13 protein-coding genes are annotated in these 13909 nt (G+C 67.0%); 7 read left to right on the forward strand and 6 right to left on the reverse strand.

Annotation, left to right across the window (positions count from 1 at the left end; translation table 11 throughout):
* Positions 1-231: 231 nt before the first annotated feature.
* The 6 genes from rqpR to QZM72_RS29595 form a co-directional block, all read right to left on the reverse strand.
* Complete coding sequence (gene rqpR, locus QZM72_RS29570) at positions 232-888, reverse strand: response regulator transcription factor RqpR (protein ID WP_089468696.1); 657 nt, start codon at positions 886-888, stop codon at positions 232-234.
* Between the two features lie 7 nt (positions 889-895).
* Positions 896-1711 (reverse strand): quorum system sensor histidine kinase RqpS, encoded by an 816-nt coding sequence (gene rqpS, locus QZM72_RS29575; protein WP_301739834.1) that lies wholly within the window; start codon positions 1709-1711, stop codon positions 896-898.
* A 415-nt stretch (positions 1712-2126) separates the two neighbouring features.
* Entirely contained in the window at positions 2127-2897 is a 771-nt protein-coding gene (locus QZM72_RS29580) for a ferredoxin--NADP reductase (RefSeq protein WP_050014236.1), read from the reverse strand.
* 321 nt (positions 2898-3218) lie between these two features.
* Positions 3219-4034 (reverse strand): endonuclease/exonuclease/phosphatase family protein, encoded by an 816-nt coding sequence (locus tag QZM72_RS29585; protein WP_175885837.1) that lies wholly within the window; start codon positions 4032-4034, stop codon positions 3219-3221.
* 5 nt (positions 4035-4039) lie between these two features.
* A complete protein-coding gene (locus tag QZM72_RS29590; RefSeq protein ID WP_089468693.1) occupies positions 4040-4528 on the reverse strand; it encodes a hypothetical protein in 489 nt (162 codons plus the stop codon).
* 146 nt (positions 4529-4674) lie between these two features.
* On the reverse strand, positions 4675-5403 hold the full coding sequence (locus tag QZM72_RS29595) for a nitroreductase (RefSeq protein WP_089468805.1): 729 nt from the start codon (positions 5401-5403) through the stop codon (positions 4675-4677).
* A gap of 252 nt (positions 5404-5655) precedes the next feature.
* Here QZM72_RS29595 and QZM72_RS29600 point away from each other — a divergent pair, with 252 nt between their 5' ends.
* The 7 genes from QZM72_RS29600 (at position 5656) to QZM72_RS29630 (ending at position 13902) form a co-directional block, all read left to right on the forward strand.
* Positions 5656-6636, forward strand: a complete 981-nt coding sequence (locus QZM72_RS29600; RefSeq protein WP_089468692.1) for an AAA family ATPase — start codon at positions 5656-5658, stop codon at positions 6634-6636.
* 191 nt (positions 6637-6827) lie between these two features.
* Positions 6828-7937, forward strand: coding sequence for an NAD(P)/FAD-dependent oxidoreductase (locus QZM72_RS29605; RefSeq protein ID WP_301739835.1), 1110 nt, complete (start codon positions 6828-6830; stop codon positions 7935-7937).
* A gap of 156 nt (positions 7938-8093) precedes the next feature.
* Positions 8094-8405: a high-potential iron-sulfur protein gene (locus QZM72_RS29610; RefSeq protein WP_021163765.1), complete on the forward strand. Its 312-nt coding sequence runs from the start codon at positions 8094-8096 to the stop codon at positions 8403-8405.
* A gap of 190 nt (positions 8406-8595) precedes the next feature.
* A complete protein-coding gene (locus QZM72_RS29615) occupies positions 8596-9903 on the forward strand; it encodes an MFS transporter (protein ID WP_089468690.1) in 1308 nt (435 codons plus the stop codon).
* A 319-nt stretch (positions 9904-10222) separates the two neighbouring features.
* A complete protein-coding gene (locus QZM72_RS29620) occupies positions 10223-11851 on the forward strand; it encodes an ABC transporter substrate-binding protein (protein ID WP_089468689.1) in 1629 nt (542 codons plus the stop codon).
* A 118-nt stretch (positions 11852-11969) separates the two neighbouring features.
* Positions 11970-12980, forward strand: coding sequence for an ABC transporter permease subunit (locus QZM72_RS29625; protein WP_089468688.1), 1011 nt, complete (start codon positions 11970-11972; stop codon positions 12978-12980).
* A gap of 4 nt (positions 12981-12984) precedes the next feature.
* Positions 12985-13902, forward strand: coding sequence for an ABC transporter permease subunit (locus tag QZM72_RS29630; RefSeq protein WP_006489141.1), 918 nt, complete (start codon positions 12985-12987; stop codon positions 13900-13902).
* Positions 13903-13909 lie beyond the last annotated feature (7 nt).

Raw genomic sequence — 13909 nt, forward strand, 5'->3', positions numbered from 1 at the left:
GAATCGCCGGCACGCGCAGGCACGGCGCGCCGACTGAGTGAAAACCGACAATTTTAGCCGATTTGGCGTGCACGCCCCGCTGCGGTGCAGCGGCGCGGCGTGAAATCGTCCGGAAAAACAAGCGTTTGCGCGCGAAACGGGTGCGAAGGGAGGGGCGAAGCGGGCGCGGCCAAGCGCGGCGCGGCGGGCGCCGCGTCGCGCGATCGGACGAATGCGGGGCTGGCCGGAGGATCAGGCGCCGGCCGTGGGCGCCATGTCGACGAGCCGGTTGCTCATCACGTAGAACGTGAGTTCCGCGTTGTTCGACAGCCGCATCTTCTCGAGCAGCCGCGACCGGTACACGCTGACCGTCTTCACCGACAGCGACAGCGTGTTCGCGATATCGGTGAGCCGCTTGCCCGACGCGAGCATGCAGAGCGTCTGGTATTCGCGATCGGACAGCTTCTCGTGCGGCAGCGGTTCGTTCTCGAACGACACGTATTCGGCGAGCGCCTCGGCCATCGCGGGGCTCACGTACTTGCGGCCGGCCGCGACCTGCTGGATCGCGTTGATCATCTGCGCGGCGTTGACCGTCTTCGACAGGTAGCCGGCCGCGCCGGCCTTCAGCGCGCGCACCGCGTACTGGTCCTCGCGGTACATCGAGAACATCAGTACCGGCGTGCGCGTCAGCTTGCGCTTGAGGCGCTTGAGCACCTCGATGCCGTTCGTGTCGGGCAGCGAGATGTCGAGCAGGATCACGTCGAATTCCTGCTTGTCGACGGCGGCCATCGCGTCGCCGCCGTTCTCGGCCTCGGTCACGTCGCGCGCGATGCCGCGGTCGATCAGCAACTGGCGGATCCCTTGCCGGACGATCGCGTGATCGTCCACGAGCAGGATGTTCAGGCTCATCGCGACCTCACGAAAGCGACGCGCGGCGTGCCGCGATCGGCACCGCGAGCAGCGAATCCCACGCGAAGCGTGCGGTGACGCGCGTGCCGCGGCCGGTGGCCGGCGTGGCCGCCTCGAAGCTGCCGCCGAACGCCTCGCAGCGGGCGCGCATGCCGGCCAGGCCGTAGCCGTTGCGGCGGTGCCGGGCGAAACCGGTCCCATCGTCGGCGACACTCAGCGACAGGTGCGTGCCGTCGGTGGCGATCCGGACGTCGACCGACGTCGCGCGGGCGTGTTTCGCGACGTTCGACAACGCTTCCTGCGCGACGCGGAACACCGCGAGCGCGCTCGCGCCGGCAAGCTGCGTCAGGCGGGCGTCGGCCGCGCACACGAAGCTCGTGCGCAGGCCCGTGCGGGCCGCATGGGTGTCGATCCACGACGCCAGCGTGCCGACCATGCCGGCGTCCAGCGCCGGCGTGTCGCGCTCGTCGATGAGGCGGCGATTCGCGTCGGTCGCGGCGTCGAGCGCCTGCTGCGCCAGCGCCAGCGCGCGCAGGCAGCCTTCCGGCGCATCGGCCGGCAGCCACGTTTGAACGTTTGCGAGTGCGAAGCGGGCGGCGGTCAATTCGGCGCCGAGCCCGTCATGCAGTTCGCCGGCCAGATGGCGGCGAGCCGCTTCGTCGGCGGCGAGAAGCTGGGCGGAAAGTGCCGCGATCCGTGCGGCGGACGCGTCACGTTTCGACGCGGCGTCGGCCATCGGCGGAGTAGCAGCGCGGCCAGGCATGCGCTGCCGCGACGGGAACGGGGCGTGGGCGCCCGAGGGCGCGTTAAGCGACGTATCCATGACTCTCCCTGCTGTCAGAAAGCGGTTCAGACACCGGCTGGCTGCGTGGGCTGGCTGCCGTTTAGATGACGGTCGCCGCCGGAAAATCGCTCCATGCCGAAGTAACAAAAGTTACGTCTTGTAACACTTGCATCCGACCCTTTCACGCTCATCCGAACGGCAACCACGCGCGCCGAATAATATCTCAAAATTTCCGAAAAGGTCATGTCAGGCGGACATTTAAGGGTAAATGTGAATAATCGGAATGAAGGTGTTGTAGGAAAAACACTGACACCCGACCGCCCGGGGACGGCGTATCCAAATGTAACTATTTGAGATGGAATGGTCCCAGTTTGTTACGAATTCGCCAAGTCCGGACGAAAAAAAACCGGAGCTTTCGCTCCGGTTCTTGATGCGGCACAAATTGGGGGATCGATCAGTCGACGAACGCACGTTCGATCACGTAATGGCCCGGCGCGCTGTTCTTGCCTTCGACGAGGCCGGCTTGCTTCAGCAGCTCGGTCGTGTCCTTCAGCATCGCGGTGCTGCCGCACAGCATCACGCGGTCGTTTTCCGGCGAGAACGCCGGCACGCCGAGATCCGTGAACAGCTTGCCCGTCGCGATCAGGTCGGTGATCCGGCCCTCGTTGTCGAACGCTTCGCGCGTGACCGTCGGGTAGTAGACGAGCTTTTCCTTGATGATGTCGCCCAGGTACTCGTGGCCCGGCAGGTCGTGCTTGATGTAGTCCATGTACGCGAGCTCGCCCTTCAGGCGGCACGTGTGGGTCAGGATCACCTTGTCGAAGCGGTCGTAGATGTCCGGATCGCGGATGATCGACATGAACGGCGCGAGGCCCGTGCCCGTCGACAGCATCCACAGCGTCTTGCCCGGCAGCAGGTTGTCGGCGACCAGCGTGCCCGTCGGCTTCTTGCCGATCAGCACCGTATCGCCCACCTTCAGGTGTTGCAGGCGCGACGTCAGCGGGCCGTCCTGCACCTTGATGCTGAAGAATTCGAGATGCTCTTCGTAGTTCGGGCTGACGATCGAATAGGCGCGCGCGAGCGGCTTGCCGTCGACTTCCAGGCCGACCATCGTGAATTCGCCGTTGTTGAAGCGCAGGCTCGCCTCACGGGTGCAGGTGAAGCTGAAAAGCGTGTCGGTCCAGTGATGGACGGATTGGACGGTGGCGGTGTCGTATTTGCTCATGGCTTTGAAAACGGACGCGCGTGGCGAACGCGTGTAACGGGCCCAAAAAATGGGCAAAAACCGAGTGCGACGGCCCGATCGCGAATCGGCCGGCCGGCGCGCGTCGAACGCGCGCCTTCTCGATGACAGACGTTTGAGGAACTCGTTATTTTACCCTGTCGACGCGGATCGCGGGCTTGACCCCCGCGGCTGCGCGGATTTGGCGCAACACATCCTTTCAATAGGCCTTCGGTGGTCGGCCGCGCGTGTTGCGGCGAGTGCGGCGAGTGCGGCGGGCGCCGGCGGCGCGGTGACGGGCGGGCGCGCGGCCGGCCGCGGGCGTTATTGCGGATCGAGGCGCAGGCGCGCGATGTACGGCAGGTGGTCCGACAGCCACGCGGCTTCGCCGGACGGCGCGCGCCATTCGAGCGGCGTCAGGCCGCGCACGAACATCTTGTCGAGCGCGAGCGCCGGCGAGAACGCGGGGAACGTGCGGCCCGATTCGCCGAGCAGCGTCGCGACCTCGGACAGCCCGATCTCGCCGAACAGCGCGACCGAATCGTTGCGCCAGTCGTTGAAGTCGCCGGCGAGCATCAGCGGGCCATCGCCCGCGTTGCGCACGATCCAGTGCGCGATCCAGTGCATCTGGCGCAGCCGCGCGGCGCGCGTGAGCGCGAGGTGCGCGCACAGCAGCGTGACCGGTCGGGCGCCCGCTAGTGTCGCGCGCGCGACCAGCAGCCCGCGCCGCTCGAAGCGGTGCGCGGAGATGTCCCAGCGGCCGCCGAGGTCGAGCGGATGCGGCGACAGGATCGCGTTGCCGTGCCGCCACGACGGCTTGAACACGTTCGGCCCGAGCGCGATCTGCCAGTCGAGCGCCTGCGCGATCTCGGTGGCCTGGCAATGCCACACGTCGTCGACCGTGTCGTCCATCGGCGCGCCGAAGCCCGCTGCGAGCATCGGGCGCGGCATGCGGCGCGCCATCGCTTCCTGCAGGAAATACACGTCGGCGTGAGTCGACTGCATCCAGTCGCGCATCGCGTTCCACGCGGTGAAGCCGAGCGGCGAGCGCCCTTTGTGCAGGTTCCAGCTGACGGCGGTGATTTCGTCGGGCGCGGCGTGCGGCTCGGCGAACGGCAAGGAGAGGGCATCGGCGGACATGACGTTCAGTCCTTCGCGACGTGCGCCCGCACGCGGTACACGAGATGCGGATGCTGCTCGACGAGCGTCCAGTCGGTCCAGGCGTCGCCGCCGACCGCCAGGCCGGGGTGGCTCGCGACGATTTGCCGCGGCGACGCCGGCACGCACGGATCGCTGCGCGTCGCGTTTTCGTCGTCGAGCGTTTCCTGCACGTCGAGCCCGAGCGACACGGTGTTCGCGCTGGCGTCGACGGCGAGCGGGGCGACCGTCACCGAGCGCGAGCGCTCGGTCGGCACGACGCGCGCGGCATTGCCGCAGCCCACCGGCACGGCGGCCGGGTAGCGATGGGTATCGGTGCGGGACTGGCCCACGGTGGTGTTTTGCTGGAACGTGTCGATCGTCTGACCGTCGCGCACCACCTGGATTTCCCATGCGACGACGGCCGGCGCGGGGCTCTGCGCATGGGCGGCGAGCACGACGCTCGCAAGCAGGACGGCCAGGCCGTGTTTCAGCATGAAACGTCTCCGGAAACGCGGGATAGCGGGGAACGGACGCACATCTTACGCCCGATCGATTTCGGTCGCGATGTGACGGGGCGTGCCGCGACAGGTTCGCAGCACGATCCGGTCCTGCTCGACAGGTAGGGCCGCGTCATGCGTTTTCAAGCGAAAAAGCGCGCGAACTCCGCGACGCTCGCGCGCTCGGTGACGAGGCGGTTCTCGATCGCGTCGGGGTCCGCCTGGCCGAGCGACATCCCGCAGACGAGCAGCTCGTTGGCGGGAATGTCGAGATGTTCGGCGACGATCCGGTGAAACGGCACGAACGCGGCTTGCGGGCAGGTATCGAGGCCGCGGGCGCGCGCGGCCGTCATCACGCCTTGCAGGAACATCCCGCAATCGAGCCACGCGCCATGTGTCATGACCCGGTCCAGCGTGAAGAACAGCGCGACCGGCGCATCGAAGAAGCGGAAATTGCGCGCGTGCTGCGCATGCATGCGCGCCTTCTCGTCGCGGCCGATGTTCAACAGGCCGTACAGGTCCCAGCCGACCTTGCGGCGCCGGTCGATATACGGCGACACCCATTCGCGCGGGTAGTAGTCGTATTCGGCGACGTATTTCTCGTCGCGCGCGGGGTCGTCGTAGGCCGCGGTGAGCGCGGCGGCGAGCGCGTCGCGCGTGGCGCCCGTCGCGACGTACACGCGCCACGGCTGGATGTTGGTGCCCGACGGCGCGCGGCTCGCGGCTTCGAGGATCGCCTCGATCGTGTCGCGCGGCACGGGCGTCGGCAGGAACGCGCGGACCGCGCGGCGCGACTTGAGCGCGGCGTCGACGGCCTCGACGGAACGGATCGCGTCGGAATCGACGCGCGGGGAAGCAGCGTGGACGGGCATCGGCATACCTTCGGGCGGCGAGGCGTCAGGCGAGGTGCGGGGCAGTGTGCGGGCGATGCGCGGGCCCGATCGGCGAGCCCGGCGCGTACGTCGTGAACGTTCGATCATACGCCGCGGCGCGCGGCCGTGCAGCGGGCGCGCGCTGTTAGCAGCAGAGTGCTCCGGCTGCTTGCTTGCACGGCGATGCGGGATCGTTACACTGAAATCGTAAGGGTCTGATGACTGTGTGACGGCAAGTGCAGCGAGGTGGGTATGACGACGGCGATGGTGAAACAGGAACTGGCGGTGGCGTCCTTCAGCACGGTGTACGACCTCGAGCAGGTCGAGACGGCGCTGGGCGACTTGAACGAGAGCGCGAGCGACGCGCTGCGCTCGACCTACGAGCGGATGCTCAAGACGGGGAATCTGCGCTTCTGCGTGAAGCCGAACCGGATGCCGTCGTTCGACGCGCTCGGCGAGGCGTTGCCGAATTTCGGCGAGCCGCTCGACGACGTGCGCAAGCAGATCGCCCTGTGTCTCGAGACGGACGACCGGCTCGAACTGATGCCGATCCTGCTGCTCGGGCCGCCCGGAATCGGCAAGACGCATTTCGCGAAGGCGCTCGCGCAGTTGCTCGGCACCGCGTACCACTACGTGCCGATGAGTTCGCTGACGGCCGGCTGGATCCTGTCGGGCGCGTCGTCGCAATGGAAGAACGCGAAGCCCGGCAAGGTGTTCGACGCGCTCGTGAACGGCAGCTACGCGAACCCGGTGATCGCGGTCGACGAGATCGACAAGGCCGGCAGCGATGCGCAATACGATCCGCTCGGCGCGCTGTATGCGTTGCTCGAGCACGACACCGCGCGCGCGTTCGTCGACGAATTCGCGGAAGTGCCGATCAACGCGGGCAACGTGATCTGGATCGCGACCGCGAACGACGCGCACGCGATTCCGGAGCCGCTGCTCAACCGGATGAACGTGTACGAGATCGCGGCGCCCGATGCGGCCGGCGCGCGCCGGATCGCGCAGACGATCTACGACGAGATCCGCACGTCGCATGCGTGGGGGCGGCGCTTCCCCGAGACGCTCGGCGACGATGCGCTCGACGTGCTGGCCGCGACGCCGCCGCGCACGATGCGCCGCGCGCTGCTGCACGCATTCGGCGCCGCGCGGCTCGACGGCCGCGACGCGATCGGGCCGGCCGACATCCGCGCCGACGAAGGCGCGGCGAAGCGCCGCCCGATCGGCTTCTGACGCCGCCCCGCGCGCACCGCTGCGGCCTGCGCGCGGGGTGTGCGCGGCGTGTGGATCGCACGCCCGGCCACTTCGTTGTCCGCACCCCCGTCCGTATCGTCGCGACACGATGCGCACGCGTTCGGCAAGCGGGCGAACCGGGACGTACAATTCTTTTCTCTCCCTTCGACGCGCGAGCAGCGCGAAAAGCCATGGAGCAGACGGATTGTGTCGTGATCGGCGCGGGTGTCGTCGGTCTGGCGATTGCGCGCGAGCTGGCCGCGCGCGGGCGTGAAACGATCGTGCTCGAGGCGGCCGACGCGATCGGCACGGGCACGAGTTCGCGCAACAGCGAGGTGATTCATGCGGGGCTCTACTATCCGCGCGGGTCGCTGAAGGCGACGTCGTGCATGCATGGGCGCGACATGCTGTACGAATTCTGCGACACGCATCACGTGCCGCACCGGCGCACCGGCAAGCTGCTGGTCGCGACGAGCGCCGCGCAAGTGAAGCAGTTGAAGGCGATCGGCGCGCGCGCGGCCGAAAACGGCGTGCTCGACCTGTTGCCGCTCACGCGCGCCGAGGCGCAGACGCTCGAGCCCGCGCTCGAATGCGTGGAGGCGCTGTTCTCGCCGTCGACCGGCATCGTCGACAGCCATCAGCTGATGCTCGCGCTGCTCGGCGACGCGCAACGCGACGGCGCGATGTGCGCGCTGCAATCTCCGGTCGAAGCGATCGACGTGTTGCGCGGCGGGCGCTTCATCGTGCGTACCGGCGGCGCCGCGCCGACCGAGATCGAGGCTGCATGCGTGATCAACAGCGCGGGGCTCGGCGCGCAGGCGCTCGCGCACCGCACGCGCGGCCTCGATCCGCGCTGGGTGCCGCCGCTCTATCTCGCGCGCGGCAACTATTTCAGCCTGTCGGGCCGTGCGCCGTTCTCGCACCTGATCTACCCGATGCCCGATCGCGCGGGGCTCGGCGTGCACCTGACGTTCGATCTCGGCGGGCAGGCGCGCTTCGGCCCGGACGTCGAGTGGTGCGATTCGCTGCGCTATGAAGTCGATCCGGCGCGCGCGGGCACGTTTTACGCATCGATCCGCGCATTCTGGCCGGGCCTGCCCGACGACGCGCTGCAGCCGGCGTACGCGGGCATCCGGCCGAAGGTCGCGGGGCCTGGCGAGCCGCCGGCCGACTTCATCGTGCAGGGGGCGGCTCAACACGGCGTGCGCGGGCTCGTGAACCTGTTCGGCATCGAGTCGCCGGGGCTCACCGCGTCGCTCGCGCTCGCGCAGCGCGTCGGCGACATGGTGTCGCGCGCGTGACGCACGGCCCGCCGCCGTGCGTGCGGGCCGCGTGACGCCCGTGTGGAATCCCTTATCTCCGGCATTTCGGCGCGCACATTTATTCGCTTGGCGGTTATTCTGTTGAACGCCGTCGCCAGAACGGCTTTCAAACCGATAACGTTGGAGCGAGTCCCCATGAAAACATCCCGTCGGAGTTTCCTGATCACGAGCATCGGCGCCGTGTCCGCGCTGGCGCTGTCGCGCGAAGCGCTGGCCGATGCGCCGATGCTGTCGGAAACCGATCCGACCGCGGTGGCGCTCGGCTACAAGGCCGATGCCACGAAGGTCGACAAGACGAAGTACCCGAAATACGCAGCGGGCCAGGATTGCGCGGCCTGCATGCTGTACCAGGGCAAGAAGGGCTCGGCGTCGGGCCCGTGCGGCGCGTTCCCCGGCAAGCAGGTGTCGGCGAAGGGCTGGTGCAGCGCCTTCTCGAAGATGGGTTGAGGCCCGTGCGGCATCGTGCGATGCCGCAAAGCGGCGAAAACCGCAACACGCTCGCCGTCGTTCGATGGCGGGCGTTTTTTATTGCTTGAAAACGGTTCCGTCGCTTTCTACACTCGCTGCACACCAGCGCGCCGCGGCATCCCGCGCGCCGAACCGCCCGACACGGCGAATTCACGAGGACGAGGCACGCATGGCGACGATTGCGAATTCAACGAAAACGGCCCGGCCCGAGCGCGCGCTGAACCGGCGCGCCGTGGTGGCCGCCGTGATCGGCAATGCGCTCGAGTGGTACGACTTCACGGTGTTCGGCTTCATGACCGTCGTGATCGCCGAGCTGTTCTTCCCCACTTCCAGCGAATACTCGTCGCTGCTGCTCACCACCGCGACGTTCGGCGTCGCGTTCTTCATGCGCCCGATCGGCGGCATCGTGTTCGGGCTGTACGCGGATCGCGCGGGCCGCAAGGCCGCGCTGTCGCTCGTGATCCTGCTGATGACGGCCGGCATCTTCCTGCTTGCGATCGCGCCGCCCTATGCGGCGATCGGCATCGGCGGCCCGATCCTGATCGTGCTCGGCCGCCTGCTGCAGGGCTTCTCCGCGGGCGGCGAATTCGGCAGCGCGACGGCGCTGCTGATCGAAGCGGCGCCGTTCTCGAAACGCGGTTTCTACGGCAGCTGGCAGATGGCGAGCCAGGCGGGCGCGCTGCTGATCGGCGCGCTCGTCGGCGCGGCCGTCACGCGCGGGCTGTCGCACGACGCGCTGCGCAGTTGGGGCTGGCGCGTGCCGTTCATCCTCGGGCTCGTGATCGGCCCGATCGGCTTCTACATCCGCCGCCATCTCGCCGATTCCGAAGCATTCCTGCATGCGCAGCAGAGCGCGCGCCGCGCGACGCTCGGCGAAGTGTTCACGCGCCACCCGCGCGAGGTGCTGTGCGGGCTCGGCTCGGTGATCGCGCTCACCGTGACGATCTACGTGCTGATCAGCTATCTGCCGACCTTCGCGGTGAAGCAGCTGAAGCTGCCCTATGCGGAATCGTTCTACGCGGTGATCGTCGGCAATCTGCTGCTGATGGTGCTGTCGCCGATCGCGGGCGCGTGGTCGGATCGCATCGGCCGCAAGGGGCTGTCGCTGTGGTCGCTGGTGCTGACGTTCGCGCTGATGTATCCGCTGTTCGCTTGGCTCGACGCGGCGCCGAGCATCGGGCGGCTGATCGCGGTGCAGGCCGTGCTGTCGGTGACGCTCGCGGGCTACTACGGGCCGTTCGGCGCGATGATCGCCGAGCTGTTCCCGGCCAACGTGCGCTCGACCGGGCTGTCGATCGCGTACAACGTCGCGGTGATGCTGTTCGGCGGCTTCGGCCAGTTCATCGTCACGTGGCTGATCAAGGCGACCGGCACGCCGCTCGCGCCGACCTACTACGTGATGGCGGGAATCGCGCTGTCGATCGTCGCGGTCGCGTTCGTGCCCGCCCGCAGCGCCGACCTCGACGCGCCGGCGTGACGACATGACGATTTGAAGACGCTCATCCCATCGTTTCGCGAAACGCAATGATGTACTGCAGAACGCGGGGACATCGTGCGTCGCCCCATCGTGTTCGCACCCGAATTGTTTAGTCGTCGAACGAAACAGGCGCGAAATGCACGGAATCGGCGCTCGCGCGCGTTGTCGCATTTTTTACCCCCACTAAAAATCGGCAAAAACCCGGCGCGCATATGGAAGAGTTTTTTCTCCAGCTTGTTGCCGCATCGTTAGCTCAAGTAATATCCGCGTACGCCGGACCCTGGCGGGACCGGTTCCGATCTGGAGACCTGGAGGAAACATGGAATACAACCGTCTGTTGCACACCCTGCGTGTTACCGCCATGGCAGGCGTGGCAGCGGCATCGCTCGGCGTCGCGGGCTCTGCATTCGCACAGATCCCGAACAAAACGCTCGTCTACTGCTCAGAAGGCAGCCCGGCGGGTTTCGATTCCGCGCAATTTACGACCGGCGTCGATTTCACCGCCGCCACGTTCACCGTCTACAACCGCCTCGTCGAATTCGAGCGCGGCGGCACGAAGGTCGAGCCCGGCCTCGCCGAGAAGTGGGACGTGTCGTCCGACGGCAAGGTGTACACGTTCCACCTGCGCCACGGCGTGAAGTTCCACACGACCGACTTCTTCAAGCCGACGCGTGAATTCAACGCGGACGACGTGCTGTTCACGTTCCAGCGCATGCTCGACCCGAACAATGCGTTCCGCAAGGCGTACCCGGTGTCGTTCCCGTACTTCACCGACATGGGCCTCGACAAGCTGATCACGAAGGTCGAGAAGGTCGACCCGTACACCGTGAAGTTCACGCTGGCCGAGCCGAACGCGCCGTTCATCCAGAACATGGCGATGGAATTCGCGTCGATCCTGTCGGCCGAGTACGGCGACCAGCTGATGAAGGCCGGCAAGGCCGCCGACATCAACCAGAAGCCGATTGGCACGGGCCCGTTCATCTTCCGCAGCTACACGAAGGACGCGACGATCCGCTTCGACGGCAATCCCGATTACTGGAAGAAGGGCGAAGTGAAGCTCTCGAAGCTGATCTTCTCGATCACGCCGGATCCGGGCGTGCGCGTGCAGAAGATCAAGCGCAACGAATGCCAGGTGATGAGCTATCCGCGCCCGGCCGACATCGCGACGCTGAAGGCCGATTCGAACGTCGACATGCCGTCGCAGGCCGGCTTCAACCTCGGCTACCTCGCGTACAACGTCGAGCACAAGCCGGTCGACAAGCTCGAAGTGCGTCAGGCGCTCGACATGGCGATCAACAAGAAGGCGATCCTCGAGTCCGTCTACCAGGGCGCCGGCCAGGCCGCGAACGCGCCGATGCCGCCGACCCAATGGTCGTACGACAAGAACCTGAAGCTGCCGCCCTACGACACCGCGAAGGCGAAGGCGCTGCTCGCGAAGGCGGGCTTCCCGAACGGTTTCGAGATCACGCTGTGGGCGATGCCCGTGCAGCGCGCGTACAACCCGAACGCCCGCCTGATGGCCGAGATGATCCAGGCCGACTGGGCGAAGATCGGCGTGAAGGCGAAGATCGTCACGTATGAATGGGGCGAGTACATCAAGCGCGCGCACTCGGGCGAGCAGGACACGATGCTGATCGGCTGGACGGGCGACAACGGCGACCCCGACAACTGGCTCGGCACGCTGCTCGGCTGCGAAGCGATCAAGGGCAACAACTTCTCGCACTGGTGCTACAAGCCGTTCGACGAACTGGTCCAGAAGGGCCGCACGACGACGGGCCAGGACGCGCGCACGAAGCTCTACACGCAGGCGCAGCAGATCTTCGCGCAACAGCTGCCGTTCTCGCCGATCGCGAACTCGACCGTCTACCAGCCGGTGCGCAAGAACGTGGTCGACATGCGTATCGAACCGCTCGGCTATGCGCGTTTCGACGGTGTCAGCGTGAAGTAACCAGGCTGGCGTAAGCTGTCGTCATTGAGAAAACCGGCTTGAAATCATCCGGCGGCGAGGGGCCAGAAGCCCTTCGTCGCCGGTCGCACATTTCCCACAAGAAAATACGAGACGCATCATGTTCAGATTCGTGTTGCGCCGCGTGGGGATGGTGATCCCGACTTTCATCGGCATCACCATCCTGGCGTTTGCGCTGATTCACCTGATACCGGGCGACCCCATCGAAGTGATGATGGGCGAGCGCGGCGTCGATCCCGCGATGCACGCGGAGGCGATGAAACGCCTCGGGCTCGACCAGCCGCTGCCCCTGCAGTATCTCCACTACATCGGCCGGGCGCTGCATGGCGACCTCGGCATGTCGATCATCACCAACACAAGCGTCGCGGGCGAATTCTTCGCGCGCTTCCCGGCGACGGTCGAGCTGTCGCTGTGCGCGCTCGTGTTCGCGCTCGCGGTCGGATTGCCGGCCGGCGTGATCGCCGCGTTGCGGCGCGGCTCGGTCGTCGATCACGGCGTGATGGGCACCGCGCTCACCGGCTATTCGATGCCGATCTTCTGGTGGGGGCTGATCCTCATCATGGTGTTCTCGTCATATCTCGGCTGGACGCCCGTGTCCGGGCGCATCGCGGTCGAATACGATTTCCCGCACCCGACCGGCTTCATGCTGATCGACGCGCTGCTCGCGCCGGACGAAGGCTCGTTCAAGTCGGCGGTGAGCCACCTGATCCTGCCCGCGATCGTGCTCGGCACGATCCCGCTCGCGGTGATCGCGCGGATGACGCGCTCGTCGATGCTCGAAGTGCTGCGCGAGGACTACATCCGCACCGCCCGCGCGAAAGGGCTGTCGCCCGTGCGCGTGGTCGTCGTGCATGCGCTGCGCAATGCGCTGATCCCGGTCGTCACCGTGATCGGCCTGCAGATCGGCACGCTGCTTGCTGGCGCCGTGCTGACCGAGACGCTCTTTTCGTGGCCCGGCGTCGGCAAGTGGCTGATCGATGCGATCGGCCGCCGCGATTATCCGGTCGTCCAGGGCGGCATCCTGCTGATCGCGACGCTCGTGATCGTCGTGAACCTGGTCGTCGACCTGCTGTACGGCGTGCTGAATCCGCGCATCCGCCACACGAGGTAATCCCATGAGCAATCTGCAAAACACCCTGCCGACCGAATCCGCGCCGGCCGGCGGCCGTGCGCTCGCGCTGCGCGAGTTCTGGGCCAACTTCTCGCGCAATCGCGGCGCCGTCGGCGCGGGCATCGTCGTGATCGTGCTGATCGCAGTCGCGCTGCTCGCGCCGCTGATCGCACCGCACAGCCCGGTCGAGCAATATCGCGACTACGTGAAGATTCCGCCCGCGTGGCTCGCCGGCGGCAACTGGCAATTCATCCTCGGCACCGACGAAGCGGGCCGCGACATCCTTTCGCGGCTGATGTTCGGCGCGCGGATGTCGTTCTGGATCGGCTTCGTGTCGGTCGTGCTCGCGCTGATCCCCGGCATCGTGCTCGGGCTCGTCGCCGCGTTCTTCCAGAAGTGGGCCGACACGCCGGTGATGCGCATCATGGACGTGCTGCTCGCGCTGCCGTCGCTGCTGCTCGCGGTCGCGGTCGTCGCGATCATCGGCCCGGGCCTCACCAACACGATGTTCGCGATCGCGATCGTCGCGCTGCCGGCCTACGTGCGTCTCACGCGCGCATCGGCGCTCGGCGAGCTGCAGAAGGAATACGTGACCGCGTCGCGCGTGGCCGGCGCCGGCACGCTGCGCCTGATGTTCTCGCAGGTGCTGCCGAACTGCACGGCGCCGCTGATCGTGCAGGCGACGCTCGGCTTCTCGTCGGCGATTCTCGACGCGGCCGCGCTCGGCTTCCTCGGCCTCGGCGTGCAGCCGCCGACCGCCGAGTGGGGCGCGATGCTCGCGTCCGCGCGCGACTACATCGACAACGCGTGGTGGATCGTGACGATGCCCGGCCTGTCGATCCTGATTTCGGTGCTCGCGATCAACCTGCTCGGCGACGGGCTGCGCGACGCGCTCGATCCCAAACTGAAGCGGATGGCGTGATATGAAA

Origin of the sequence: Burkholderia sp. AU45388, from assembly GCF_030481585.1 — a bacterium.
GTDB lineage: Bacteria > Pseudomonadota > Gammaproteobacteria > Burkholderiales > Burkholderiaceae > Burkholderia > Burkholderia sola.

Excerpts from the sequence above, each read along its gene's own strand:
- QZM72_RS29620 (WP_089468689.1), top strand. The coding sequence starts at position 10,223 with ATGGAATACAACCGTCTGTTGCACACCCTGCGTGTTACCGCCATGGCA.
- rqpR (WP_089468696.1), bottom strand. The coding sequence starts at position 888 with ATGAGCCTGAACATCCTGCTCGTGGACGATCACGCGATCGTCCGGCAA.
- QZM72_RS29580 (WP_050014236.1), bottom strand. The coding sequence starts at position 2,897 with ATGAGCAAATACGACACCGCCACCGTCCAATCCGTCCATCACTGGACC.
- QZM72_RS29585 (WP_175885837.1), bottom strand. The coding sequence starts at position 4,034 with ATGTCCGCCGATGCCCTCTCCTTGCCGTTCGCCGAGCCGCACGCCGCG.
- QZM72_RS29615 (WP_089468690.1), top strand. The coding sequence starts at position 8,596 with ATGGCGACGATTGCGAATTCAACGAAAACGGCCCGGCCCGAGCGCGCG.
- QZM72_RS29590 (WP_089468693.1), bottom strand. The coding sequence starts at position 4,528 with ATGCTGAAACACGGCCTGGCCGTCCTGCTTGCGAGCGTCGTGCTCGCC.
- QZM72_RS29625 (WP_089468688.1), top strand. The coding sequence starts at position 11,970 with ATGTTCAGATTCGTGTTGCGCCGCGTGGGGATGGTGATCCCGACTTTC.
- rqpS (WP_301739834.1), bottom strand. The coding sequence starts at position 1,711 with ATGGATACGTCGCTTAACGCGCCCTCGGGCGCCCACGCCCCGTTCCCG.
- QZM72_RS29600 (WP_089468692.1), top strand. The coding sequence starts at position 5,656 with ATGACGACGGCGATGGTGAAACAGGAACTGGCGGTGGCGTCCTTCAGC.
- QZM72_RS29605 (WP_301739835.1), top strand. The coding sequence starts at position 6,828 with ATGGAGCAGACGGATTGTGTCGTGATCGGCGCGGGTGTCGTCGGTCTG.
- QZM72_RS29595 (WP_089468805.1), bottom strand. The coding sequence starts at position 5,403 with ATGCCCGTCCACGCTGCTTCCCCGCGCGTCGATTCCGACGCGATCCGT.
- QZM72_RS29630 (WP_006489141.1), top strand. The coding sequence starts at position 12,985 with ATGAGCAATCTGCAAAACACCCTGCCGACCGAATCCGCGCCGGCCGGC.
- QZM72_RS29610 (WP_021163765.1), top strand. The coding sequence starts at position 8,094 with ATGAAAACATCCCGTCGGAGTTTCCTGATCACGAGCATCGGCGCCGTG.